The 25,374-nt window shown below is 68.9% G+C and carries 23 protein-coding genes; 5 read left to right on the top strand and 18 right to left on the bottom strand.

Annotation, left to right across the window (positions count from 1 at the left end; translation table 11 throughout):
* Window positions 1-243 precede the first annotated feature (243 nt).
* Window positions 244-666, top strand: coding sequence for a hypothetical protein (locus HNQ52_RS10355; protein ID WP_183961061.1), 423 nt, complete (start codon window positions 244-246; stop codon window positions 664-666).
* Window positions 667-718: 52 nt separating this feature from the next.
* Here HNQ52_RS10355 and dapE read toward each other — a convergent pair whose 3' ends face one another.
* Genes dapE through map form a run of 5 tightly spaced genes read right to left on the bottom strand, consistent with a single transcriptional unit; the run spans window position 719 to window position 6,700 of the window.
* Window positions 719-1,894 carry a succinyl-diaminopimelate desuccinylase gene (dapE, locus tag HNQ52_RS10350; protein WP_183961060.1) on the bottom strand — a complete coding sequence of 392 codons (1,176 nt, stop codon included), beginning with the start codon at window positions 1,892-1,894 and terminating at the stop codon, window positions 719-721.
* Between the two features lie 52 nt (window positions 1,895-1,946).
* Window positions 1,947-2,324, bottom strand: coding sequence for a Spx/MgsR family RNA polymerase-binding regulatory protein (locus tag HNQ52_RS10345; protein ID WP_183961059.1), 378 nt, complete (start codon window positions 2,322-2,324; stop codon window positions 1,947-1,949).
* 4 nt (window positions 2,325-2,328) lie between these two features.
* The gene (gene dapD / locus HNQ52_RS17185; RefSeq protein ID WP_343059310.1) at window positions 2,329-3,339 is read right to left on the bottom strand and encodes a 2,3,4,5-tetrahydropyridine-2,6-dicarboxylate N-succinyltransferase; all 1,011 of its coding nucleotides are present in this window, start codon (window positions 3,337-3,339) and stop codon (window positions 2,329-2,331) included.
* Window positions 3,291-5,912: a [protein-PII] uridylyltransferase gene (glnD, locus tag HNQ52_RS17180; RefSeq protein ID WP_343059309.1), complete on the bottom strand. Its 2,622-nt coding sequence runs from the start codon at window positions 5,910-5,912 to the stop codon at window positions 3,291-3,293. The genes dapD and glnD overlap by 49 nt, the downstream gene beginning before the upstream one ends.
* On the bottom strand, window positions 5,909-6,700 hold the full coding sequence (gene map / locus HNQ52_RS10335) for a type I methionyl aminopeptidase (protein ID WP_183961058.1): 792 nt from the start codon (window positions 6,698-6,700) through the stop codon (window positions 5,909-5,911). The genes glnD and map overlap by 4 nt, the downstream gene beginning before the upstream one ends.
* 433 nt (window positions 6,701-7,133) lie before the next feature.
* Between map and rpsB the strand changes: the two genes are divergently transcribed.
* Together rpsB and tsf are read left to right on the top strand one after the other, a co-directional pair.
* Window positions 7,134-8,096 (top strand): 30S ribosomal protein S2, encoded by a 963-nt coding sequence (rpsB, locus tag HNQ52_RS10330; RefSeq protein WP_183961057.1) that lies wholly within the window; start codon window positions 7,134-7,136, stop codon window positions 8,094-8,096.
* A gap of 204 nt (window positions 8,097-8,300) precedes the next feature.
* Window positions 8,301-9,173 carry a translation elongation factor Ts gene (tsf, locus tag HNQ52_RS10325; RefSeq protein WP_183961056.1) on the top strand — a complete coding sequence of 291 codons (873 nt, stop codon included), beginning with the start codon at window positions 8,301-8,303 and terminating at the stop codon, window positions 9,171-9,173.
* A 156-nt stretch (window positions 9,174-9,329) separates the two neighbouring features.
* Here the strand turns inward: tsf and guaA are convergent, their stop codons facing one another.
* The 3 genes from guaA to folD form a co-directional block, all read right to left on the bottom strand.
* Window positions 9,330-10,898, bottom strand: a complete 1,569-nt coding sequence (gene guaA, locus HNQ52_RS10320) for a glutamine-hydrolyzing GMP synthase (RefSeq protein WP_183961055.1) — start codon at window positions 10,896-10,898, stop codon at window positions 9,330-9,332.
* Between the two features lie 175 nt (window positions 10,899-11,073).
* Window positions 11,074-12,531, bottom strand: a complete 1,458-nt coding sequence (gene guaB / locus HNQ52_RS10315; protein WP_183961054.1) for an IMP dehydrogenase — start codon at window positions 12,529-12,531, stop codon at window positions 11,074-11,076.
* A gap of 233 nt (window positions 12,532-12,764) precedes the next feature.
* Entirely contained in the window at window positions 12,765-13,628 is an 864-nt protein-coding gene (gene folD, locus HNQ52_RS10310; RefSeq protein ID WP_183961053.1) for a bifunctional methylenetetrahydrofolate dehydrogenase/methenyltetrahydrofolate cyclohydrolase FolD, read from the bottom strand.
* Window positions 13,629-13,681: 53 nt separating this feature from the next.
* Between folD and HNQ52_RS10305 the strand changes: the two genes are divergently transcribed.
* Entirely contained in the window at window positions 13,682-13,981 is a 300-nt protein-coding gene (locus HNQ52_RS10305) for a DUF1244 domain-containing protein (RefSeq protein WP_183961052.1), read from the top strand.
* A gap of 286 nt (window positions 13,982-14,267) precedes the next feature.
* Here the strand turns inward: HNQ52_RS10305 and moeB are convergent, their stop codons facing one another.
* The 10 genes from moeB to ndk all read right to left on the bottom strand — a co-directional run bounded on the left by moeB (window position 14,268) and on the right by ndk (window position 24,328).
* The gene (moeB, locus tag HNQ52_RS10300) at window positions 14,268-15,401 is read right to left on the bottom strand and encodes a molybdopterin-synthase adenylyltransferase MoeB (RefSeq protein WP_183961051.1); all 1,134 of its coding nucleotides are present in this window, start codon (window positions 15,399-15,401) and stop codon (window positions 14,268-14,270) included.
* 4 nt (window positions 15,402-15,405) lie between these two features.
* A complete protein-coding gene (locus tag HNQ52_RS10295; protein ID WP_183961050.1) occupies window positions 15,406-16,638 on the bottom strand; it encodes a molybdopterin molybdotransferase MoeA in 1,233 nt (410 codons plus the stop codon).
* On the bottom strand, window positions 16,635-17,255 hold the full coding sequence (locus tag HNQ52_RS10290) for an NTP transferase domain-containing protein (RefSeq protein WP_183961049.1): 621 nt from the start codon (window positions 17,253-17,255) through the stop codon (window positions 16,635-16,637). Before HNQ52_RS10290 ends, HNQ52_RS10295 begins: the two co-directional genes overlap by 4 nt.
* Window positions 17,252-18,658: a ribosome biogenesis GTPase Der gene (gene der / locus HNQ52_RS10285; RefSeq protein WP_183961048.1), complete on the bottom strand. Its 1,407-nt coding sequence runs from the start codon at window positions 18,656-18,658 to the stop codon at window positions 17,252-17,254. The genes HNQ52_RS10290 and der overlap by 4 nt, the downstream gene beginning before the upstream one ends.
* Window positions 18,659-19,008: 350 nt before the next feature.
* On the bottom strand, window positions 19,009-20,166 hold the full coding sequence (gene bamB, locus HNQ52_RS10280; RefSeq protein ID WP_183961047.1) for an outer membrane protein assembly factor BamB: 1,158 nt from the start codon (window positions 20,164-20,166) through the stop codon (window positions 19,009-19,011).
* A 3-nt stretch (window positions 20,167-20,169) separates the two neighbouring features.
* The gene (locus tag HNQ52_RS10275) at window positions 20,170-20,826 is read right to left on the bottom strand and encodes a YfgM family protein (protein ID WP_183961046.1); all 657 of its coding nucleotides are present in this window, start codon (window positions 20,824-20,826) and stop codon (window positions 20,170-20,172) included.
* Window positions 20,827-20,929: 103 nt separating this feature from the next.
* Window positions 20,930-21,928, bottom strand: coding sequence for a RodZ domain-containing protein (locus HNQ52_RS10270; protein ID WP_183961045.1), 999 nt, complete (start codon window positions 21,926-21,928; stop codon window positions 20,930-20,932).
* The gene (pilW, locus tag HNQ52_RS10265) at window positions 21,925-22,698 is read right to left on the bottom strand and encodes a type IV pilus biogenesis/stability protein PilW (RefSeq protein ID WP_183961044.1); all 774 of its coding nucleotides are present in this window, start codon (window positions 22,696-22,698) and stop codon (window positions 21,925-21,927) included. The genes HNQ52_RS10270 and pilW overlap by 4 nt, the downstream gene beginning before the upstream one ends.
* Window positions 22,685-23,881 (bottom strand): dual-specificity RNA methyltransferase RlmN, encoded by a 1,197-nt coding sequence (rlmN, locus tag HNQ52_RS10260; protein WP_183961043.1) that lies wholly within the window; start codon window positions 23,879-23,881, stop codon window positions 22,685-22,687. Before rlmN ends, pilW begins: the two co-directional genes overlap by 14 nt.
* Before the next feature lie 21 nt (window positions 23,882-23,902).
* Window positions 23,903-24,328 (bottom strand): nucleoside-diphosphate kinase, encoded by a 426-nt coding sequence (gene ndk / locus HNQ52_RS10255; protein WP_183961042.1) that lies wholly within the window; start codon window positions 24,326-24,328, stop codon window positions 23,903-23,905.
* Window positions 24,329-24,566: 238 nt separating this feature from the next.
* Here ndk and HNQ52_RS10250 point away from each other — a divergent pair, with 238 nt between their 5' ends.
* Complete coding sequence (locus HNQ52_RS10250; protein WP_183961041.1) at window positions 24,567-25,187, top strand: TetR/AcrR family transcriptional regulator; 621 nt, start codon at window positions 24,567-24,569, stop codon at window positions 25,185-25,187.
* The last annotated feature ends 187 nt before the right edge of the window (window positions 25,188-25,374 follow it).

Raw genomic sequence — 25,374 nt, 5'->3', positions numbered from 1 at the left:
ATGCGAGCCCGTCTGTCGGCAGTTCCGAGGCGTTCAGTGCCGCCCTTCGCACGCTGTGCTAGGGCTAGGCAATCCGGGAACGATCTGTCAATATTCGTCCGGCCGCGTCATTAGGTGACGCGATGCGTCGCACCGCGACGCGCCCAGTGGTGGTGTTCTGACGAGACGTTCTGACGAAGGGGGAAGGTCGCTTGCAGGCGATCTACCGCCGCCTGTTCACGGAGCCGATGAGGCGAGGTAGAAATGAAGCTGTTGATCCGCATGCTGGTGCTGAGCCGATACCTGACCCTCAACCGCCAGGCGCGCGAAATCCGCCGCATCGTGCAGGCCCTGCCCGTCACCGCGCAGCGCGCCGTCGGCCAGCTGGCGATGGCCGAGATCCAGAACGCGGCCAAGGAACCGATCCCGCACCTGTACGGCAGCGAGAACGTCGACCGTTACCAGCCGTGGGGCGACGCCGCCTCGCAGTCGTTCGTGAAGGCCCGCTCGCGCGTGCCGCAGCTCAAGCTGCGCGGCATCGCGATGTGGCTTGCCGTGGTCTACCACGAAACGCGCGACTCCCAGCACCGCAACCTGCTCGACATCCACCGCGAAGTGCTCGGCCTGCTGGGCCTGCTGAAGGGCACCTACGCCGCCGGCGCCAATACCGAGATCGCGATCGCCTGAAAGGATCCGGATCGGGAATGACCAGGAAAAGCCGCGCCTTGCGCGGCTTTTTTCATGTGGGGGACGAAGGTTCGGACCCGGGCGCGACGGCCTCGGCCGTCACCAGCAGCCGCCGGGCGATGCCCGCGTAGCAGTCCGCCAGCACGTCCAGCGCATCGACGCGGACGCATTCGTCCACCTTGTGGATGCTCGCGTTGACCGGCCCCAGCTCCACCACCTCGGCGCCAAGCGGCGCGATGAACCGCCCGTCCGACGTGCCGCCGACGGTGCTTTCCTCCGGCGCCTGGCCGAGCCTGTCCAGCAGTTCGTCCCGCACCGCGTCGCGCAGCGCGCCGGGCGCGGTCAGGAACGGTTCGCCGGAGACGTGCCAGCGCAGGTCGAAGCGCAGTCCGTGCCGCTGCAGCACGGACTCGATCTCGGCCCGCAGCGCCGCCGAGGTCCACGCAGTCGAGAAGCGCAGGTTGAACTGCACCTCCAGCGCGCCCGGAATCACGTTGTTGGCCCCGGTGCCGGCCGCGATGTTCGAGACCTGGAAGCGCGTCGGCGGAAAATCCGCGCTGCCCGCATCCCACTGCCGCTGCGAAAGCTCCAGCAAGGCCGGGGCGAAGCGGTGGATCGGATTGTCGGCCTTGTCCGGATACGCGACATGACCCTGCACGCCGTGCACCGTGAGCGCGCCGGACAGCGAGCCGCGCCGGCCCACCTTCACCGTGTCGCCGACGGTGCGCGACGAGGACGGCTCGCCGACCAGGCAATAGTCCACGCGCTGCGCCGTGGCGCGGAAGCACTCGGCCACGCTGCGCACGCCGTGGATCGCCTCTCCCTCCTCGTCCGAGGTCAGCAGCAGCGCGACGGTGCCGTCGTGGTCCGGATACGCGGCGACGAAGGCTTCGAGCGCGCAGACCATCGCCGCCACGCTTCCTTTCATGTCCGCCGCGCCGCGTCCGTAGAGCACGCCGTCGCGTACCACCGGTTCGAACGGGTCGGTCTGCCAGTCCTCGCGCGGGCCGGCCGGCACCACGTCGGTGTGGCCGAGCAGCATCAGCACCGGCGCACCGCCCGAGCCATGCGTGGCCCACAGATTGCGCACGTCGCCGAACGGAAGCTGTTCGATGCCGAAACCGGCGGCACGCAGGCGATCGGCGATCAGGGCCTGGCATCCGGCGTCGTCGGGCGTGACGGAACGGCGGCGGATCAGCTCGCAAGTCAGATCGAGGACGTTGGACATGATGCAGTCCTCCGTCATCCCCGGGTCACGGTCGACGAGAGCAGCGAATGAATCATGCGCTCCTGCTCGCTGCTGCAAACCGCTTCTTGAACAGAGTGTCGCTGAAGCCGACGGACACCACGCCGTCGGGCGTCACCACCACCGGCCGCTTCACCAGCTGCGGATACTCCTTCAGCAGCAACAGCCATTCCGGCGCGCTCGCCGGTGTCTTGCGATTGGGCGGCAGGGTGCGCCACGTGGTCGAGGCGCGGTTGATCAGCGCGTCCCAGCCGCCGAGCCGGTCGGCCCAGGCACGGAGCGTATCCGGCGCGGTGCGTTCGCTGCGGTAGTCGGTGAAGACGTGCGGCACCTCGAAACGCTGCAGCCAGTTGCGCGCCTTGCGGCAGGTGTCGCAGTTGTCCAGGCCGTAAACGCGTGTGGGCTCGCTCATGGTCTCAGCCGCGCAGCAGTTCGTTGATCGAGGTCTTGGACCGCGTCTTCGCATCGACCTTCTTCACGATCACCGCGCAATACAGCGAATGCGTGCCGTCGGCCGCCGGCAGCGAACCGGACACCACCACGCTGCCTGCCGGCACGCGTCCGTAGCTGATCTCGCCGGTGGCGCGATCGTAGATGCGCGTGGACTGGCCGAGGAACACGCCCATGCCGATGACGCTGCCCTGCTCGACGATGACGCCCTCCACCACTTCCGAGCGCGCGCCGATGAAGCAGTCGTCCTCGATGATGGTCGGGGCGGCCTGCAGCGGTTCGAGCACGCCGCCGATCCCCGCGCCGCCGGAGATATGGCAACGCGCGCCGATCTGCGCGCAGGATCCCACGGTGGCCCAGGTGTCGACCATCGTCCCGGCACCGATGAAGGCGCCGATGTTGACGAAACTCGGCATCAGCACCACGTCGCGGCCGAGGTAGCTCCCGCGCCGCACGACGGCGCCGGGCACGATGCGGGCGCCGAGTTCGCGGAAGGCGATGTCGTCGAAATCGGCGAAACGCGCCGGCACCTTGTCCCAGAACGGCGCCGGGTAGGATTCGATCAGCTGCATTTCGTTGACGCGGAAATACAGCAGCACCGCTTTCTTGACCCACTCGTTGACCGCCCAGCCGCCGCGCACCGGTTCCGCGATGCGGATCTCGCCGGTTTCCAGCGCATCCATCACGCGCTCGACCTCCGGCCGCGTGCTGCCGTCGATCTCGGCCAGCGTCAGCGCGGCGCGGCGCTCCCAGGCGTCTTCGATCGTCGGCTGCAGTTCGTGCTGGGGCTTCCTGGTGCGGGGCATGCGGGGCTCGCGTGAGGTGTTCGAGCCGCGGAGTTTAGCTGGTCGCGCGGCGCGTGCCCGCGCGGGGTTTGCCTGCACTTTCCTGACGCCGAAAAGCCGCCCCGGCGCCGACGGCGCGACCGCTACTGCGCGTCGAGCACGGTCCGCAGCGCGGCGGACACGCGTTCGCACAGGGCCGGCGACAGCGGCCGGTCGGCCTCGTCGGTGAGCTGGAAAAAATCCTCCACCCGCTCGCCGAAGGTGGCGATGCGCGCGTCGTGCACCCGCAGGCCGTGCTCGCGCAGCACCGCCGCCGCCTGCGCGAGCAGGCCGGGACGGTCGCTGCAGACGAGGGTGAGTTCGGTGCGTTCGCCCGCGGGCGTGAACTCGATCTGCGTCGGCACGCGGAAATGCCGGAGCTGGCGCGGCATTGCGCGTTTCGCCGGGACCGCGCGCAGCGCGGGCTGGCGCAGCGCCTCGCGCAGCGTCTGCGAAATGGTGGCCGCACGGCGTTCGGGCGCGACGAACTCGGTGCCCGCGTCGAGCACCTGGAACGTGTCCAGGCTCATGCCCGCGAGCGAATTGACGACGCGTGCATCGACGATCGACAGCCCGAGCCGGTCGAGCGTGGCCGCCACCGTGGCGAACAGGCCGTCGCGATCGGGCGAATAGACGAACACCTCCAGCGCACCGGGCCGCTGGTGGGGACGCGCCAGCACCAGCGGCAGGCCGGCGCTGCCGGTCTGCGCGATGCCGCGCGTCTGCCAGGCGAGCTGCTCGGCGCGATACCGCAGGAAACTGTCGTCGGGAAACTCCTGCCAGACGCGATCGATCACCGCATCGTCGATGCCCAGATCCTGCAGCCGCTCGCGCGCCGCGGCACGGGTTTCGCTGATGCGTTCGTCCGCGTGCAGCTTGTGCTCCAGGCCCCGCCGCAGCACGAAGCGCGTGGCGGTGTACAGATCGGCCATCAGCCGATCGCGCCACGCGTTCCACAGCTTGGGGCTGGTGCCGGCGATGTCCGCCACGGTGAGCAGGTAGAGGTAATCCAGGCGCTCGCGCTCGGCCACGAGGCCGGCGAACTGGGTGACGACCTCCGGATCGGAAATGTCCTTGCGCTGCGCGGTGATCGACATGGTGAGGTGCTGGCGCACCAGCCAGACGACGAGATCGGTGTCGCCGGCCGACAGGCCGTGCGCTTCGCAGAAATCGCGCGCGTCCATCGCGCCGAGCACGGAATGGTCGCCGCCGCGGCCCTTGGCGATGTCGTGGAACAGCCCGGCCAGCATCAACAGCTCCGGCTTGCGCAGCTCGCGCCACAGCTCGTGCCCGAGCGTGAAGCGTTCGGCCGAATCGGGCCGCGCGAAACTCGCCACGTTGCGCAGCACCGCCAGCGTGTGTTCGTCGACGGTGTAGACGTGGAACAGGTCGTACTGCATGCGCCCGGCCACGCGCCCGAATGCAGGCAGGTAGCGTCCGAGCACGCCCAGACGCGACATGCGCTCGAGCGTGGGCACGGCCTGCGGATCGCGCAGCAGGGTCATGAAGGCGGCGCGCACGCGGGGGTCGGCACGGAACACTTCGTCGATGCGCGAGAGCGATTCGCCGAGCGCACGCGCCGTGGCCGAGTGCAGGCTGCGCAGCGCCGGGTTCTGCTGCCAGGTGCGGAACAGCTGCAGGATGGTCAGCGGGCGGCGGTGCAGGAGGTCGGTGTCGCGCAGTGCAAGACTGTGATCGATGCGGACGAAATCGTCGTCGATCGGGGCGACGTCCTGCGACTCGCGCAGGCTTTCGTCGAAGCGCTGCAGCAGGCGCTCGCCGAGGCGCTGCACCAGCGCCGCGCTGCGGAAGAAACCCTGCATCAGCTGCTCGACGGCAAGGTTGTCGCGGTGTTCGTCGGTAAGCCCGACGCGTGCGGCGAGCGCCTTCTGGTAGTCGAACAACAGGCGTTCCTCGCGCCGATCGGCCACCAGATGCAGACCGTAGCGCAGGCGCGACAGCGCGCGGCGGCGCGTGTCGAGGATGTCGTATTCGTCCGGCCCGAGCGCGCCGAGCGCGACGAGTTCGTCGAGCCGCGTGATGCCGAAGATGCGCTTGGCCAGCCACGCGAGCGTGTGCAGGTCGCGCAGCCCGCCAGGGCCTTCCTTGAGATTGGGTTCGAGGTTGTAGGCGGTGTCGTTGTAGCGTGCGTGGCGCGCCGACCATTCGTCGCGCTTGGCGGCCAGGAAGGCGGCCGGCGGCCACAGGTCCGGCAGGCGCATCGCGGCCAGCAGCTGCGTCTGCGCGCCGGTGTCGCCGGCCAGCGGGCGCGCCTCCAGCAGCGCGGTGGCGACGGTCACGTCCTCGCGCGCGGCGGTCACGCACTGCGCGACGCTGCGCACCGCGTGGCCGGGCGCAAGGCCCACGTCCCACAGCAGCGCGAAGTAGGCCTCGATGCCGGCCTTCTGCGCATCCTGCACATCGTCTTCGGCCAGCAGCAGAAGGTCGACGTCCGAGCGCGGGAACAGCTCGCCGCGGCCATAGCCGCCGGTCGCGATCAGCGCCAGGCCCGGCGCGGCGGCGAAGGTCTGGTTCCAGGCCCCGACCACGACACGGTCGACGGCCAGCGCGCGTCGCGCGAGCAGATCGTCGATGTCATCGCCGCGGTCGAAGGCCGCGGCGAGTTCGCGCTGGTTGTCCTCCAGCGACTGCCGCGTGGCGCGACGCCACGCGCTGGCGTCGCCCGGCGCCGCATCCGGCAGCAGGGGCGACCCCGGCGCGTTCACCCGTTGTCGTCCCCGGGCACGCGCGTGAGTACCTCGAAGCCGTCGTCGGTGACGGCGACGGTGTGCTCCCACTGGGCCGACAGCGAGCGATCCTTGGTGACCACGGTCCAGCCGTCGGGCAGCAACCGGGTGTGGCGCGCGCCGGCGTTGATCATCGGCTCCACGGTGAACACCATGCCCGCCTCCAGCCGCACGCCGCTGCGCGGATTGCCGTAATGCAGCACCTGCGGCTCCTCGTGATACACCTGTCCGATGCCGTGGCCGCAGTACTCGCGCACCACGCTGAAGCGCTCGGACTCCGCGTAGCGCTGGATGGCGTGTCCGACGTCGCCGAGCGTGGCGCCGGGCTTCACTTCGCGGATGCCGCGCCACATCGCCTCGCGCGTGACGTCGACCAGGCGCTGCGCCAGCGTGCTGGCCTTGCCGACGATATACATGCGGCTGGTGTCGCCGTGCCAGCCGTCCTTGATCACGGTGACGTCGATGTTGACGATGTCGCCGTCCTTCAGCACCTTGGTTTCGCTCGGGATGCCGTGGCAGATGACGTTGTTGACCGAGGTGCAGATCGTGGCCGGGAACGGAATGCGGCCGTGGCCGCCGCCGTAGCCCACATTGGCGGGAATCCCCTGCTGCACGTTGACGATGTGGTCGTGGCAGATGCGGTCGAGCTCGGCGGTGGTGACCCCGGGCTTCACGTGCGGCGCGACGACCTGCAGGACTTCGGCCGCGAGGCGGCCTGCGACGCGCATCTTCTCGATGTCGGCGGCGGATTTGATGATGATTGGCATGGCCCGATTATCGCGCAGACGTGCGCAATAAAGAAAATGCACCGTCCTCCCATTCCGTCGTCCCGGCGGACGCCGGGACCTCGTGACGTTGCTCCGGCCTTCCGGGAACTGCCGAAGCCGGATCGTCCGCAGACCCGGCGGACGTCGCAGGTTCACGGCGTTCGCCGGGACGACGCGAGGGGGAAACCCAAGCCCCCCGGCGGCTTGCCCCGGAACCGCCGCTGGCCTACAATGCGCGGCTGTGTCGCCCTGCCTGCACCGGGCCACCGTCCACGCCGCACGTCATCGGCGAATCCACACACGCGGCGATCAGCCCGCTCCGGGGTGCCCTGGCCACACGCAGGGTTCGGCAGCGGACGCCACGTGGAGGCCCAACCCCGGAGCATCCCGACCGCCAGCGCGCGGCGGCGCTCCCCATTCGCGAGGTTCCACCATGCCCCAGATCACCATGCGCCAGATGCTCGAAGCCGGCGTCCACTTCGGCCACCAGACCCGCTACTGGAACCCGAAGATGGGCCAGTACATCTTCGGCGCGCGCGGTAAGATCCACATCATCAACCTCGAGAAGACCGTGCCGCTGTTCGGCGACGCGATGAACTTCATCTCGGGCCTGGCGCAGAAGCGCGGCACCATCCTGTTCGTCGGCACCAAGCGCTCGGCGCGCGAATCGGTCGGCGAAGAAGCCGTGCGCTGCGGCATGCCGTACGTCAACTCGCGCTGGCTCGGCGGCATGCTGACCAACTTCCGCACGGTCAAGCAGTCGATCGCGCGCCTGAAGGAACTGGAAGCCGGCGAGACCGACGGCTCGTTCGCCAAGCTCGTCAAGCACGAAGTGCTCAAGCTGCAGCGCGAGCGCGAGAAGCTCGAGAAGTCGCTCGGCGGCATCAAGAACATGAACGGCCTGCCGGACGCGCTGTTCGTGATCGACATCGGCCACGAAAACATCGCCGTGCAGGAAGCCAAGAAGCTCGGCATCCCGGTGGTGGCCGTGGTCGACACCAACTACGACCCGTCGCTGGTCGACTACGCGATCCCGGGCAACGACGACGCCATCCGCGCCGTGCAGCTCTACACCCGCGCCGCGGCCGACGCCGTGCTCGAGGGCAAGGCCGCCGCGCCGATCATGGCGCGCGGCAACGACGAGTTCGTCGAGCTCGACGCCGACGGCAACCCGATCGCCAAGCCCGAGCGCAGCGAGCGTCGCGACGACCGCGGCAACCGCAACGACCGCGGCCGCAACGATCGCAACGACCGTGGCCCGGGCGGCCGTGGCGCGCCGGCGAAGAAGGCGCCGTCGCACCCCAACCAGCGCCGCACCGGCCCGGTGGCGAAGCCGGCCGATGCGCCCGCCGCCGCTGCCGACGCACCGGCAGCCGACGCACCCGCCGCCGAGTAACACCACGTTCGCATCGCCGCGCGATCATCGCGCGGCGACCGCGAAACGCGCCGCGGTCCCACGTCCGCGGCGCAGCTCCACCGCCACCGCAACGCCGACCGGTTGAATTCCCGGCCCGGCGCCGCATTGATACGACTTCCGTTCACCCCGCTGCCCGCCCTGCGCCATCGCGCGTGGCCGCAGCATGCAAGGATCGAGGACACCATGGAAATCACCGCCGCCCTGGTCAAGGAACTGCGCGAGCGCTCCGGCGCCGGCATGATGGAGTGCAAGAAGGCACTCACCGAACTCAACGGCGACATCGACGGCGCAATGGAACACCTGCGCAAGACCGGTCTCGCGAAAGCCGACAAGAAGTCCGACCGCGTGGCCGCCGAAGGCCGCATCGTGACGGCGCAGGACGGCGGCAATGCCGTGCTGGTGGAAGTCAACTCCGAAACCGATTTCGTCGCCAAGGACGAGAACTTCCTCGGCTTTGCCGATGCCGTCGCGCAGGCCGCGCTCAAGAGCGGCGCCACCGACGCCGAGGCGCTGAAGGCCGCCCCGCTCGGCAACGGCACCGTCGACGAAGCGCGCCAGGCGCTGGTCGCGAAGGTCGGCGAAAACGTGCAGGTGCGCCGCGTGGCGCGCGTGTCGGGCGACAACGTGGGCGCCTACATCCACGGTGGCCGCATCGGCGTGCTGGTGAACCTCAAGGGCGGCACGCCGGACCTTGCCAAGGGCATCGCGATGCACGTGGCGGCGATGAACCCGCCGCACAACAAGGCGTCCGACGTGCCGGCCGACTTCCTCGCCAAGGAAAAGGAAATCGAGCTCGCCAAGATGACCGACAAGGATCGCGCCAAGCCCGCCGACATCCTCGAGAAGATCATCAGCGGCAAGATGGCGAAGATCGTCAACGACGTCACGCTCTACGGCCAGCCGTACGCGCTCGACACCGACAAGACCGTCGAGGCCGTGCTCAAGTCCGCCGGCGCCGAGGTGGTGTCGTTCTCGCGCCTCGCGGTCGGCGAAGGCATCGAGAAGGTCGTCGAGGACTACGCCGCCGAGGTGATGAAGCAGGCGGGTCTGGCGTAAGCCGCCCGCGCCGGTTTCGTGCCGCGAAAAGGCCGCGCATCGCGCGGCCTTTTTCGTTGCGCGACCGGCCTTTCGGCGGCGGCCGCACGGTGCGGGTCGCAGCGGACGATCACCCGTGCAGGGACCCGTGTCGCCTGCCGGGCACGCGCGGCGCGCTCATTCCCACTCGATGGTCGCCGGCGGCTTGCCGCTGATGTCGTAGACCACGCGCGACACGCCGCGCAGTTCGTTGATGATGCGGTTCGACACGCGGCCGAGCAGGTCGTACGGCAGGTGCGCCCAGTGCGCGGTCATGAAGTCGATGGTCTCGACGCAGCGCAGCGCGATCACCCACTCGTAGGCACGTGCGTCGCCGACGACGCCCACCGACTTCACCGGCAGGAACACGGCGAAGGCCTGGCTGGTCTTGTCGTACCACCCGCTCTGGCGCAATTCGTCGATGAAGATGTGGTCGGCCTGCGCCAGCAGCTCGGCGAATTCGCGCTTCACTTCGCCGAGGATGCGCACGCCGAGGCCCGGGCCCGGGAACGGATGGCGGTAGACCATCTCGCGCGGCAGGCCGAGTTCCACGCCGAGACGACGCACCTCGTCCTTGAACAGTTCGCGCAGCGGTTCCACGAGGCCCAGCCGCATGTGCGCCGGCAGGCCGCCGACGTTGTGGTGGCTCTTGATGACGTGCGCCTTGCCGGTCTTGCTGCCGGCCGACTCGATCACGTCCGGGTAGATCGTGCCCTGCGCCAGCCACTTCACGTTGCTGAGCTTGCCGGCTTCTTCCTCGAAGATCTCGACGAAGAGGCGGCCGATGATCTTGCGCTTGGCTTCGGGTTCGTCGATGCCGGCGAGTGCATCGAAGTAGCGATCCGCGGCGTCGATGCGGATCACCTTCACGCCGAGGTTCTGCGCCATCGTCGCCATGACCTGGTCGCCTTCCTGCCAGCGCAGCAGGCCGGTGTCGACGAAGACGCAGGTGAGCTTGTCGCCGATGGCCTTGTGCAGCAGTGCGGCGACCACCGAGGAATCGACGCCGCCGGAGAGGCCGAGCAGCACTTCGTCCTCGCCGACCTTCTCGCGCACGCGCGCGATCTGGTCGTCGATGATGTTGGCGGCGGTCCACAGCGTCTCGCAGCCGCAGATGTCGACGACGAAGCGGCGCAGCAGCGCTTCGCCGGACTTGGTGTGCGTGACTTCCGGATGGAACTGCACGCCGTACCAGCGGCGGGATTCGTCGGCCATGGCCGCGATCGGCAGGCTCGACGTGCGCGCGATCGAATGGAATCCCTCGGGAAGCGCGGTGACGCGGTCGCCGTGGCTCATCCACACGTCGAGCCGAGGCGGCGAACCGGCGTGGTCCTTCAGTTCGTCCAGCAGCGCGCTTTGCGTGGTGACTTCGACCTCGGCATAACCGAACTCGCGATGGTGCTCGCCCTCGACCTTGCCGCCGAGCTGCATCGCCATCGTCTGCATGCCGTAGCAGATGCCGAGCAGCGGCACGCCGGCATCAAAGACCTGCTGCGGGGCGCGTGGCGAGGTCGGCTTGATGGTGGACTCGGGGCCGCCGGAGAGGATGATGCCTTTCGCGCCCCAGGCCGCGACTTCGGCGGGATCGTGGTCCCACGCCCAGATTTCGCAGTAGACGCCGATCTCGCGGATACGGCGCGCGATGAGCTGCGTGTACTGCGCGCCGAAGTCGAGGATGAGGATCTTGTCGGTGTGCAGGTCGGTCATGGGGTGCCGAGCGTCGAGTGGAATGTACGAACTGGATAACAATATCCCGTCGTCCCGGCGAAAGCCGGGACCCAGTGACGTTGGCCTTGCTTCGACCGGTCGAGCGAAGAGCGAACGTCGCTGGGTCCCGGCTTTCGCCGGGACGACGGGGTAATGGTTTATTTGCTGACAGGGTTCACCCCATCCGGTAATTCGGCGGTTCCTTCGTGATCTGCACATCATGCACATGGCTTTCGCGCGAGCCCGCGTTGGTCACGGTGACGAACTGCGGCTTCGTACGCATCTCGTCGATGGTGGCGCAACCGACATAGCCCATCGCCGCGCGGATGCCGCCGACCAGCTGGTGCACGATGCCACGCAGCGAACCACGGTACGGCACGCGGCCTTCGATACCTTCCGGCACGAGCTTGTCGGCGTCCGACGTGTCCTGGAAATAACGATCCTTCGAGCCGGACTGCATCGCACCGAGCGAGCCCATGCCGCGGTAGCTCTTGTAGCTGCGGCCCTGGTACAGCTCGACCTCGCCGGGCGCTTCCTCGGTGCCCGCGAAGAGGCCACCGATCATGATCGTGCTCGCGCCGGCGACCAGCGCCTTCGCGATGTCGCCGGAGTAGCGGATGCCGCCGTCGGCGATCAGCGGAATACGATTCTGCAGCGCCTCGGCCACCATGCCCACGGCCGTGATCTGCGGCACGCCGACGCCGGTGACGATGCGCGTGGTGCAGATCGAGCCCGGGCCGATGCCGACCTTCACCGCATCGGCGCCCGCGTCCATCAGCGCCAGCGCGGCATCGCCGGTGACGATGTTGCCGCCGATCACCTGCACGTTCGGGTAGCGTTTCTTGACCCAGCCGACGCGGTCGATCACGCCCTGCGAATGACCGTGCGCGGTGTCGACCACGATCACGTCCACGCCCGCCGCGACAAGGGCCTCGACGCGCTGCTCGGTATCGCCCGCGGTGCCGACCGCGGCGCCCACGATCAGCTGTTCGTCCGAATCCTTGGCGGACTCGGGATTGTCGCGCGCCTTCTGGATGTCCTTCACCGTGATCAGGCCGCGCAGCTCGAAGCCGTCGTTGACCACCAGCACCTTCTCGATGCGGTGCTTGTGCATCAGCGACAGCACTTCGTCGTCGCTGGCGCCCTCGCCCACGGTCACGAGGCGATCCTTCTTCGTCATGATGTGGTGCACGGGATGATCGAGACGCGTCTCGAAGCGCATGTCGCGGCTGGTGACGATGCCGACCAGCTTGCCGCCGTCCACTACCGGCACGCCGGAGATGTTGCGCGCGCGGGTGAGCTTGAGCACATCGCCGATGGTGGCCTCAGGCCCGACGGTGAACGGCTCGCGGATCACGCCCGCTTCGAAATTCTTGACCTGCATCACCTCGGCCGCCTGGCGGTCGATGGGCAGGTTCTTGTGCACGATGCCGATGCCGCCGAGTTGGGCCATCGCGATGGCGAGACGGGCTTCGGTGACGGTGTCCATCGCCGCGGCGGCGAGCGGAATCTTCAGCGTGAGGCCGCGCGTGAGGCGGGTGCCGAGGGAGACGTCTTTCGGCAGCACGATGCTGTGGGCCGGGATCAGGGAGACGTCGTCGAAGGTCAGTGCTTCGGCCTGGATGCGCAGCATGGTGCGGTTCCGGGGAGAGGGAAGCGCGCCATTATAGCGGGTTCCGGGCGGGCCGCGGGCACAAAATGTTGTGGTTCAAGCTTGCGTCGACGCCACTCTTTCACCCGTCGTCCCGGCGAAAGCCGGGACCCAGTGGCGTTGCTCTGCGTGTCCTCGACGGCGCCCGACGGAACGCGGACGTCACTGGGTCCCGGCTTTCGCCGGGACGACGGAAGATGTGGAGTCGGCGCGTTTCAGCGCGAATCCGCGATCGCCGCCGCCTCCACCGTGTTCTGCATCAGCGTCGCCACCGTCATCGGCCCGACCCCGCCCGGCACCGGCGTGATCCACGAGGCCCGCGCACGCGCCGCATCGAAGCCGATGTCGCCCACCAGCGAGCCGTCCGCCAGCCGGTTGATGCCGACATCGATCACCACCGCGCCCGGTTTCACCCACTCGCCCGGCACCACACCCGGCCGACCCACGGCCACCACGACGATATCCGCCTCGCCCACATGCCGCTGCAGCGTCTCGCGCGGCGTGAACTTGTGGCAGCTCGTCGTGGTGCAACCGGCGATCAGCAATTCCAGCGCCATCGGCCGACCGACATGGTTCGACACGCCCACCACCACCGCCTGCGTGCCGCGCACGGGCCGATCGGTATGCGCCAGCAGCGTGATGATCCCCTTCGGCGTGCAGGGACGCAGCCCGAGCTGGCGCAGCGCAAGGCGCCCGACGTTGGCCGGATGGAAGCCGTCCACGTCCTTGTCCGGATGGATGCGGTCGAGCAGCATCTGCGCGTCCATGTGCGGCGGCAGCGGCAGTTGCACGAGGATGCCGTGCACGGTGGGATCGGCGTTGAGGCGGTCGATCAGCGCACACAGGTCGGCCTGCGGGGTGTCCGCGGGCAGGTCGTGATCGAAGCTGCGGAAGCCGACGCGCTCGACCGCGCGACGTTTGTTGCGCACGTACACCGCGGACGCGGCGTCGTCGCCCACCAGCACCACGGCCAGCCCGGGCACGGCGCGGCCCGCGGCTTCGCGCGCGCGCACCTGCACGCGCAGGTGATCGAGGAGATCGTCGGCGATGGCCTTGCCGTCCAGGATCCGGGCGGACATCAGCGGTTCCGTTCGTTACAGTGACCGGCAATTATCGCCGATGCGACGACAGCATGACCACGCCGAACACCACCGAACTCGAAGCCGCCGCGTTCCGCCGCCTGCTGCAGCACCTGCGTGAACGCAGCGATGTGCAGAACATCGATCTGATGATCCTGGCGGGGTTCTGCAGGAACTGCCTGTCGAACTGGTATCAGGAAGCGGCGGAGGCTGCGGGCACGCCCGTCGACAAGGAGGCGGCGCGGGAGCATGTGTACGGCGAGCCGTTCGCGCAGTGGAAGGCGAAGCATCAGCGGGATGCGACGCCGGAGCAGCTGGCGGCGTTCGAGGCGGCGCAGAAGGCGCACGGATAGGGTTTCTGTGTCGTATCGACGAAGCGCAGCACGCTTGCCCTTCTCCCTCCGGGAGAAGGTGGCGCGCAGCGCCGGATGAGGGTCCGATCGAAGCGAACCGTGGCAGGACGGACTCTGTCGATAAATGGTGTTGCGGATTTCGGCAGACCGGTGCGAGAGCGTTCCACATGCTGGCCGATGTCGCGGCGCAGTCCAGCCTCGAGGCTTTGCCGAACCCTCACCCCAACCCCTCTCCCGGAGGGAAAGGGGCTTCCGGCGCGGGATCATCGAGCGATGCGGCCTGCAATCAGGCGCGGCAGAACGCGCCGTAGTCGATGTAGCCGGGAAATTCGCGCCCGGGTGCGCAGACCGGGCAATCCGGATCGGCGCGCAGACGCGTTTCGCGGAATGTCGTCGCCAGCGCATCGAAGCTCAACAGCCGCCCGTCCAGCGAATCGCCGATGCCGAGCAGCAGCTTGATCGCCTCGTTCGCCTGCAGCAGGCCGACGATGCCGGGCAAGACGCCGAGCACGCCCGCCTCGGCGCAATTGGGCGCGTCCTCGGGCCGCGGCGGCTGCGGAAACAGGCAGCGGTAACACGGGGCCGCGCCGCGGCGGCGGCCGGCGTCGAACACGCTGACCTGGCCGTCGAAGCGCTGCACCGCGCCGTAGACCAGCGGTTTCGCGTGCTTCACGCAGGCATCCGATAGCAGGTAACGCACGGCAAAGCTGTCGCTGCCGTCGATCGCGACGTCCGCATCGGCGAGCAACGCATCGATGTTGGCCGAGGTCACGCGGTCGGGCACCGCCTCGATGCGCACCCGCGGGTTCAGCGCGTTGAGCGCGCGCTGCGCCGAGGCGACTTTCGCCACGCCGACGCGCGCTTCGGTGTGCAGGATCTGGCGCTGCAGGTTGCTGCGGTCGACGTGGTCGTCGTCGGAGATGCGCAGCGTGCCGACGCCGGCGGCGGCGAGGTAGAACGCCACCGGCGACCCGAGCCCGCCGGCGCCGACGAGCAGCACACGCGACGCTTCGAGGCGCCGTTGCCCGGCAAACCCGACCTGCGGCAGCAGCAGATGGCGCGAGTATCGTTCGAGGAAATCGGCATCGACCGGCGAGGCCATCGGCAGCCCCTCGGCGAGCCAGCGCTGCGTGCCGCCGGCCACCGACGCGACGCGCGCATAGCCGCTCGCGGCCAGCGCCTGCGCGGCACGCAGCGAGCGCGCGCCGCTCGCGCAGATGAGCAGCAGCGGCGCGTGCGGTAGCGGCGCGAACGCCTGCGGGCGTTCGAGCAGGCGCGCGAGCGGAACGCCGTCCGCGCCCTGGGCGACACCGGCCGCGCGTTCGTCGTCTTCGCGCACGTCGATGAGGCGCGCGCCCTCGCGCACGCGCTCGAAAGCGTCGCGCGGGGTGAGCTGCTCGATGGCTGCGGTGTCGCGCATGGCGTCAGCCGGGACGGATCGGGGCGTACGGATACACCGGCACGCTCGCACCGGCCGGCAGAACGGTCGCGTCGGCCTCGATGCGCAGCAGCGCATTCGACTCGGCCGCTCCCGATTGCTGGTGCGAGCCCGTCGCCGGGTGCGCGCGGGTGCGCAGCTGGCCGTCCGCGTCGCACCACAGCAGCGCGCGGCGGAACTCGAGGCGGTCGTGGCGTTTGCTGAGCGGATCGGCGAGCCTGGCGTGCAGCGGTGCGACGCCGTCCTCGCGGCCTTGCATCGCGTCGAGCAGCGGCGTGACCAGCGCGTGGAAATTCGCCAGCACCGACACCGGGTTGCCGGGCAGGCCGAGGTACAGCGCGCGGCCGAGTTCGCCGCACAGCACCGGCATGCCGGGCCGCATGCGCACGCGCCAGAAGTGGATGCGGCCGTGCTCGGCGACGAGGCCGGGCAGCAGGTCCTTGTCGCCGGCCGACACGCCGCCGCAGGTGATGACCACGTCGTAGGCCTCGGCCGCGTCGCGCAGTGCGGTGAGCATGCGGACCGGATCGTCCGGCAGCGCCGGCCACGCCAGCGTGGCGATGCCCTGCTCGGCGAGTGCGGCCTGCAGCAGGGCGCGGTTGCTGTCGTAGATCTCGCCCGGCGCGAGGGGCGTGCCGGGCGGCTTGAGTTCGTCGCCGGTGCTGAACACCGCGACCGACGGGCGCTGGTAGACCGGAATCGTGGTGAAGCCGAGCGCGGCGAGCAGGCCGATCAGCGCCGGCGTGACGGTGGTGCCGGCTGTTCCCACGCGCGCGCCGACGCGGCAATCGCTGCCGGCGTCGCGCACGTTCGTGCCGCGCGCGAGCCCGCCCGGAATGCGTGCGGTGTCGCCGTCGCGCACGACGTTCTCGCGGATCGCGACGGTGTCGGCGCCCTCGGGCAGCACGCCGCCGGTCATGATGGCGATGCATTCGCCCTCGCCCACCGCGCGCTGCAGCGCGGCGCCGGCGAACTGGGTGTCGACCACGCGCAGCGCGCGCGGCGCGTCGCCCGACACGTCGGCGGCGCGGTAGGCGTAGCCGTCCATCGCGGAGTTGGCGAACGACGGCAGGTCGATCGGCGCATCGATCGCGCCGGCCAGCACCATGCCGCGCGTCTGCGCCAGCGGCAGCATCGTCGCGGGCAGGCGTCGCTCGGTGCCGAGGCACCGCAGGATGGCGGCGGCTTCATCGAAGGCGATGCGGGCGAGATGGCTCATGCGGGCGGGAGATCGGTCGGCGCGTTGAGGTTGCCGAAACGGTGTCCGGCGAAATGGCACAGGCGCGGCATGTGGACGCGCTGCCAGCGATTGACCGAGCGTTCCCCGGCCTCGAAGGCGGCGACGAAGACCGCGCCCAGGGCGCCCGGATACAGCGCGAACATCGGCTGCACGCCGTCGCCGTCGCTGGCCACCACGAAATCGTCGGCCGAGGTGCCGGACGAGAGCATGCGCAGCGCGTAATCGTGCGGCAGGTCGGCATGGTCGATCGGCACGGTCAGCAGGCGCTCGCTGCGGTCCAGGCGCGAGAGCAGGCTCGCGATGCCGGCCATCGGGCCGGGGTAATCGGGCCAGCGATCGGGCACCACCGCCGACGCATCACCCGCACCGTCGAGCGCCGCGGCATAGCGTTCGAGGTTGCGGTTGGCGCTGACCATCACCAGGGCGATCGCCGGGAATCCCGCATCCACCAGCGCCGCGCTGTTCGCGGCCACCGCCTGCAGCACATGCTCGATCTGCGCCCGCCCGTCGCGCTCGATCCAGCCCTTGTCGACCCCGCCGAACCGCGTACCCTCGCCGCCCGCGAGGATGCCGACCGCGATGCCGGGGACGCTCATTGCTGCTTCTTGACGTGCCGCATCAGACGCATGCGCTTTTTCTGCTGCGCTTCGGTGAGCGTGTTCACCTTGTCCGCGTACGGATTCTCGCCCTGCCGGAATTCGAGCTGCAGCGGCGTGCCGACGAGTTTGAAGCGCTGGCGGAAGAAATTCTCGAGATAACGCCTGTAACTGTCCGGCAGCGATTTGACGCGCGTGCCGTGGATGATGATGGTGGGCGGATTGCTGCCGCCCGGGTGCGCGAACCGCAGCTTCGCCGCGGCGTTGCGCACGATCGGCGGCTGGTGCGACGTCACCGCGATCTCCAGCGCACGCGTGAGCTCGGACGTGCTGAACACGCGCGTGGCCGAGCGGTACGCCACATTCACCGCCTTGAGCAGTTCCTTCAACCCGGAGCCGTGCTTGGCCGAAATCATCAGCTGCGGCGCGAACGTCACGAACGCGAGGCGGCGGTCGAGCTGCACCTTCATCTGTTCGCGCTGGTAGGGCGTGAGGTCGTCCCACTTGTTGACGCCCACGACCAGCGCGCGGCCGGCATCGAGCACGTGGCCGAGCACGTGCGCATCCTGATCGGTCACGCCTTCGCTGGCGTCGAGCAGCACGATCACCACCTGGCTCGCGTCGATGGCCTGCAGCGTCTTGATGACGCTGAATTTCTCGACCACGTCCTCGACCTTCGATTTGCGCCGAACGCCCGCGGTGTCGATGAGGCGGTACTTGCGGCCGTCGCGCTCCATGTCGATGGAGATCGAGTCGCGCGTGGTGCCGGCGACATCCGACGTGATGACGCGTTCTTCGCCGAGCAGGCGGTTGACCAGGGTCGACTTGCCGACATTCGGCCTGCCGACGATGGCAAGGCGCATGCGGTCCTTTTCTTCGAGCACCTGCGCGCTATCGGCGGGATCGGCGGCCGGGAGTTCGCGCTCGATCACCTCGAGCAGCGTGTCGACGCCGCGCTGGTGCGCCGCCGACAGCGGCAGCACGTCGGCGAATCCGAAGCGGGCGAAATCGGCGCGTGCGTCGTGTTCGTCGCTGGCGTCGATCTTGTTGAGCAGCAGCAGCACCGGCTTGCCGGTGCGGCGCAGGCCGGCGAGGATGTTTTCGTCCTGCGGCAGTGCGCCGTCCTTGGCATCGACGACGAACAGGATCAGGTCGGCTTCGTCGATCGCGGCCTGCGATTGCTGCGCGGTGAGGCCGGCGAGGCCGTCTTCCTCGCCGCTCAGGCCGCCGGTATCGACCAGCACGAACGGCCGGCCGTCGATGCGGCGGCACACGCCGTAGTTGCGGTCCCGCGTGACGCCGGGCTGGTTGTGCACCAGGGCGTCCCGGGTGCGCGTGAGTGCATTGAAGAGCGTGGATTTGCCGACGTTGGGTCGGCCGACCAGCGCGACCAGGGGCAGCATGGTTGAACCTCGGTAAAGCGATGAGCGAGCGCGGTGGCGCGCACGGGATGAATGCGGGTGCGCGTGCTGCGCATGCTAGCGCAGGCGTGCGGTGGGCGGCTGCGGGAGCGTGCGCAGCGTCGCCGGGGAGATGGGCGGGAGCGGCTTCGAAAGCCCCCTTCCGCCTGCCGGCACCTTCCCCCGCTGTGCGGGAGAAGGATCGCTCAGCTGCATGCAACGGCACACGAGGCGCGTATCGGGATACATCCGAGTTTGTTCGAAGAACCCTTCTCCCGCACAGCGGGGGAAGGTGCCGGCAGGCGGAAGGGGGCGCTTGCTCGCATCAACCCGCGCCACCCACCCTCGCCAGGTCAGTTGATGCGAAACGCCCCCAGCTGCCCTTCGATCGACACCGCATACAGCATGTCGCCTTCGACCTGCGGCGTGGCGCGAATCGGTTCCTTGTCGAGCCGCTGCCGGGCGGCGAGTTCGCCGTTCTCCAGCGAGATCCAGTGCAGGTAGCCTTCCAGGTCGCCGAACACGGCGTAGTTGCCGTGGATGGCCGGCGTGCTGAGCCAGCGGTGCGCCAGCGCTTCCTGTTTCCACAGCGCGGAGCCGGTGCTGCGATCGAGTGCCCAGACGGTCCCGTCGCGGTCGCTGAGCAGGATCTTCTCGCCGCCGAGCGCGAGGCCGGCATAGCTGGAGACTTCGCGGTTCCACAGCGGGCGTCCGCCGTCGAGCGCGATGCCGAGCACCTGGCCGTTGAACGAGGCCGCGAACAGCTCGCCCGAATCGACGATCATCTCGCCGTCGATGTCGACCATGCGGTCGAGCTCGGTGCGGCCTTCGCCGACGGCGACGGTCTGTTCCCACAGCTGCACGCCGTCCTCGATGCGCAGCGCCACCACCTGGCCGTTGTCGTAGCCCAGGTACACGACGCCGTCGGCCGCCATCGGCGAGCCGTTGCCGCGCAACGTCAGCGACGGCACGCCGCGGTCGTAGACCCAGCGGCGCTCGCCGTCAGTCGCCGCGTAACCGAACACGCGTCCATCGTTGGAGCGCACCACGACCACGCCGTTGGCGATCGCCGGCGTCGAAATCACTTCGGAGGACACCTTCGCGCGCCAGCGCTCGCTGCCGGTGTCCGGATTGAGCGCGATCACGTCGCCCTTGAGCGAGCCGACCGCAAGCGTGCCTTCGCCGACGCCCGGGCCACCGGACAGGCGCAATTCCGTTTCGACGCTCCACAGTTCCGATCCGTTGGCGGCGTCGAGCGCGACCACCTCGCCCCGCTCCACGTCGGCGGCGTACACGCGCCCGCCGCTCACCACCGGATGCTGGCGCAGGCTGAGCAGGCGCTCGCCGTCGCCGATGCTGCGGCTCCACACCTCGGAGACATCGACGGTGGGGGAAAACTCGGTGAGTTCGGCCGGCGGCTCGACGTTTTCCTTCTTGGAACCGCCGCACGCGGCGATGAGCGCAAGCAGTCCCAGCACGATGGCCGCACGCAGCAGAACGGGGCGGCGCATCGGTCAGACCTCCGGCTGTGCGGTCGGCGCCGCGCCGAGATCGGCGAGTTTCATCTCGACGAGCATGCGGTTCGGTGCGCCGGTGTCGAGCGCGGTCAGCGCATCCTGGTAGGCGGTCTTCGCGTCGTCGCTGCGGCCGAGCGCGAACAGCGCATCGCCGCGCGCTTCCGCCACGAGGCCGGGGAACGCGCCATCCTTGATGCCATCCAGACGCTTGAGTGCGCCCTCGGCCTTGCCTTCGCCGATTTCGATGCGCGCCAGGCGCAGGTCCATCAGCGCCTGCAGCGCGGCATCGTCGGAAGCGCCACGCGCCTTCTCGAGCGTGGACGCGGCGTCGGCCGCGTTGCCCGCCTGCATCCTCGCGCCGGCCAGACGCATCGCGGCGAGCGCGGCGTACGGCGTGTCCGCGAACTTGTCGGTCAGCTCGGCGGCGAGCGTATTGGCCGTGGCGTCGTCCTTGGCCTCGACCGCATCGGCGAGCGCCTGGTACGTGGACGCCGCGGTGAGCTTGTGCTCGACCTTGCTGCGCTCCCACCACTGGTAGCCGAAGATCAGCGCAAGGCCGATGGCGACGCCACCGATGATCGCGCCGCCGTTCTGGCGCAGCCAGGCGCGAACCTTCTCGCCCTGTTCGTGTTCGTCCATCAACTCGAGTGCCATGCATCAAATCCGTGTCATCGGGGCACCGGACGGTGCCCACGCGGGTGGGTTCGGAAAGGTGTCGCGCCGCCGGGTCGCGCGGCGTGGCGGACCGCCGCCGCGATCAGCCGCCGGCCGGGGCCAGCGAACCGTCGGAGGATACCGTAAACCGGGCGACGTTGGCCCGGCGATAGGGCGAGATATCCATTAGCGCGCCGTTCATGCGCACCTGGACCGCCTCCGAATTGCCGAGCGACACGCGCGCCACGTCGGCCGCGGCGAAGTCGCGTGCTTCGCCGGCGCGCATCAGTCCGTAGGCGAGGCGACTGCCGTCGTGGCCCGTGACTTCCACCCAGCTGTCGCCCTCGAACGCCAGGCGCAGCGCACCGCCGGCCGGTGTGGCGTCGGCCGGAGCGGCGTCGGGCGCGTCCGGGGCCGACTCCGGCGCGGGCGCTTCGGGCCGGGCCTGGTTCTGGCTGTAGAACGGAGTCAGCGATGCCATCACCGGGAATTCGCGGCTGGCCGCAGCCGGCGGAACCACGGCCGGTGGCAGCACGCCCGGCACGGTCTGGGATTGCGCGCCGGTCACCGAGGCATCCGGCGTCGGCAACCCGGCCACGGCGTCGTCGCCAGCCACGCGCGAGGCGTCCGGCAGCGCGATCGGCGCGTCGAGCGGGGTCAGCAGTGCCTGGCGATCGGGCAGATGATCGCGGGTGGCGAGCAGGATCACCGGCAACACGATCGACGCGGTCAGCACCACGTACACCGCGCGCCGGGCGTAGCGATCGAACAGATAGCGGCCGTGCGACAGGCGCGAGGTGGTGTGCAGCTGCGGCGCCACCGGCAACGCTTCGCGCGCGAGACCGGCATCGACCAGCGCCATCGGCACGCCGAGCATGCGGGCGTAACTGGTGTAGTAGCCGCGCACGTAGACCGAGGCGCCGAGCGCCGTCAGGTCTTCGCGCTCCATCGCGTCCACGATGGCGATGCGCAGGCGCAGCTTCTCGGCGGCTTCGGCGACGCTCAGTCCCGCGGCCACGCGCCCCTGGCGCAGCCGAAGCCCCAGCGGCAGGTCGAGGTGCGGCAGCTGCGGCTGACGCTCGTCCTGGACGTTGTCGATCATGGCGAAGGCGATCCTTCGGTCGTGGTGACCGGTTCGTAGTCGGGAAATTCCTGCTCGAGGCGGTCGCGGTACTTCTTCGCCGCCGACCTGTCCCCCAGGCGCAGTTCGATGCGTTCGGCGAGCTCCAGGATCTGCGGCTCGGGCGGCGTCACCGCCTCCAGCCGCTGCATGAAGGCACGCGCGCGCAGGTTGTCGTTTTTCTCGTAGTTGATGCGCGCCATCTCGAACAGCGCCATCGCGTTCGTGGGCTGGGTTTCGAGCGCGTTGCGGAAGTAGGCGAGCGCCTTGTCCGGCTGGCCGGCCTTGGCCGCGCAGGTGCCGGCATTTCCGTAGGCATCGCCGGGCGTCTTGTAGAACGGATCGGCAAGCGCGCGCTGGAAATAGGTGTCGGCTTCCGCGTATCGGCCCTTGCCGCACAGGAAGGCGCCGTAATTGTTGTTGACCGCGCCGCCGTCGGGTTTGAGTTCGGTCGCCTTGCGATAGAACGATTCGGCGATCTCGGGCCGGTTGATGCGCTCGTTGAGCACCGCGAGCATGGTGTGCGCATCGACGTTGCGCGGATCGAGCTTCAGAGCACGCTGCAGGCGTTCCTGCGCGGTTTCGAGCTTGCCCTGCTGCAGGTATCCCTGCCCGAGCTGCACCTGCATCTGCGCCGCCTGCTGCGACGGCGAATCGACGTCGGCGCGCGCCGGCGTGCGTCCGCCGCCGCCGCTCGCGCAGCCGCCGAGCGCGAGCAGCACCGCCAGCCACAGCGCGTCATGCGGCCGCATCGATGTCTCCTTCGCCGCCCGCGCGGCCCGCCTCCAGCGACTTGCGGAACGTCGCGTTGCGGCGCGTGCGATCCATCACCTGGCCCTTGAGCTGGCCGCAGGCGGCGTCGATGTCGTCGCCGCGCGTGCGGCGCACCATCGTCAGCACCTTGCCGTCGAGCAGGATCTTCTGGAACGCACGGATGTCGGTCTCCGTGCTGCGCTCGAAGCGCGTGCCGGTGAACGGGTTGAACGGGATGAGGTTCACCTTGGCCGCGTCGGAATCCTGCAGCTCGTTGGTGAACCGGCGCATCAGCCGCACCAGTTCGCGCGCATGCGCGGGCTGGTCGTTGACGCCTTTCATGAGGGTGTATTCGAACGTGATCGAGGTGCGCTTCTTGCGCTGCACGTAGCGCGTGCACGCGGCCATCAGATCGGCGATCGGGTACTTTTTGTTGAGCGGGACGAGGCTGGTGCGCAGGTCGTCGTTGGCGGCGTGCAGGCTCACGGCGAGCGACACGTCGCTGGCCTCCGAGAGCTTGTCGATCATCGGCACCATGCCGGCGGTGCTCAGAGTCACGCGCTTGTTGGCGAGGCCGAAGCCGAGGTCGTCGCGCATGATGCTCATCGCGGTGACCACGTTGTCGAAATTCATCAGCGGCTCGCCCATGCCCATCATCACGACATTGGTGAGCTTGCGGTCCTTGTGCGGGATGTTGCCCAGGTGCCGCGCCGCCACCCACACCTGACCGATGATCTCGGCGGCGGACAGGTTGCGGTTGAAACCCTGCGTGGCCGTGCTGCAGAACTGGCAGTTCAGCGCGCAGCCGACCTGGCTCGACACGCACAGCGTGCCGCGGCCCTTGTCGGGAATGAACACGGTTTCGATGGCGTTGCTCGTGTCCATGCCGAGCAGCCACTTGTGCGTACCGTCGACCGACGGCTTCTCGAACACGACGGTCGGCGTGACGATGGTGGCGACCTCTTCGAGCTTGGCACGCAGCGCCTTGCCGAGGTCGGTCATCTCCGCGAACGAGGTCGCGTGCCGGTGGTACATCCACTTCATGATCTGGTGGGCGCGGTAGGTTTTTTCGCCGAGTTTCTCGGCGAAAAACCGTTCCAGCCCGACGCGGTCGAGGCCGAAGAGATTGGTCCGGGTGTCCGGCACCGTGATCTGCGTGGTGGTGGTCTCGACCGCGCTCATCGCATCAGGCTCGATCGGGAATCAGGCCGAGACGACTTCGGTGGTGGCGAAGAAGTACGCGATCTCGATCGCGGCATTCTCGGCGCTGTCCGACCCGTGCACGGCGTTTGCGTCGATCGACTCGGCGAAGTCGGCGCGGATGGTGCCCTTGTCGGCCTTCTTCGGATCGGTGGCGCCCATCAGGTCGCGGTTCTTCTGGATCGCGCCTTCGCCTTCCAGCGCCTGGATGAAGACCGGGCCGGAGATCATGAATTCGACCAGCGCGCCGAAGAACGGACGCTCCTTGTGCACCGCGTAGAAGCCTTCGGCTTCCTTGCGCGAGAGCTGCTTGAGTTTTGCTGCGACGACCTTCAGTCCCGCCGCTTCAAAGCGGCCAACGATGGCGCCGATCGCGTTTTTCGCGACAGCGTCGGGCTTGATGATCGAAAGGGTGCGCTCCAGCGCCATGCCGGGTCTCCAGATTGTTGATTGAATGCCCCCATTCAGGGTCTGGGATTGTAGCACCGAAATTCGGCATTAAACCGGGGGTTACGACGCGAATTGCAACGTCTTTCACCGCTACCGGGCGAACCGCACACCCCCTCACCGAGCCTCACGACGGCTCAAACGGGCGTTTGACCGGGACGGTCGACGACAGCTACCATCGACTCGAACAAACGTTTGAATCAGGCACCCGTCCGACCGCATGACGACCCCGCACTTTTCCACCAAGGAACGCATCCTGAATGCGGCCGAGGCGCTGTTTGCGCAGCACGGGTTCGCGGGCACGTCGCTGCGTCTGGTGACGAGTCGGGCCGATGTCAACCTTGCCGCGGTGAACTACCACTTCGGGTCGAAGGAAAACCTTGTCGCCGAGGTGTTCCGCCGCCGCATGGACGACATGAGCCGCGCGCGCATGACTGCGCTGGCCGCGGCGCGCGAGCAGGCGCCGGTGCAGCTGGAAGCGGTGCTGCGCGCCTTTGTCGAGCCGCCGCTGGCGATGAGCCTGGACAGCGACGGCGGTGCGGCCTTCGTGCGCGTGCTGGCGCGGGCGTACGCGGAGAAGAACGAGCGGTTGCGCAAGTTCCTGTCCGAACATTACGGGCATGTGCTGCGCGAATTCTCGCGCACGATCATGGAGTGCGTGCCGGGATTGGCAAAGGAACAGTTGTACTGGCGGCTGGATTTCCTCACCGGTGCGCTGACGTATGCGATGGCGGATTTCGGCATCCTGCGCCGCGCGACGACCGGGACCGAGCAGGCGCATTGCGAGCGTGCAGCGACTGAACTCGTTGCCTTCGTCGCTGCGGGCCTCCGCGCTCCATGAGCAAACTTCACACGCCCGCCACACACCGTGACCGTCGCCCCGGCGAACGCCGGGGCCCAGCGACGTTACGCCGGCCCATCGACAACAAACACGTCACTGGGTCCCGGCGTTCGCCGGGACGACGGAGAGAGTGAACCGTCGCGGCCGACATGCAGCCCAACGAAATCGATCCGTACCAAGCAAACAA

The organism is Chiayiivirga flava, from assembly GCF_014202825.1.
Classification (GTDB): domain Bacteria; phylum Pseudomonadota; class Gammaproteobacteria; order Xanthomonadales; family Xanthomonadaceae; genus Chiayiivirga; species Chiayiivirga flava.
Note: the sequence above shows the minus strand (reverse complement) of the source record. Positions and strands in the feature narration are given on the sequence as shown.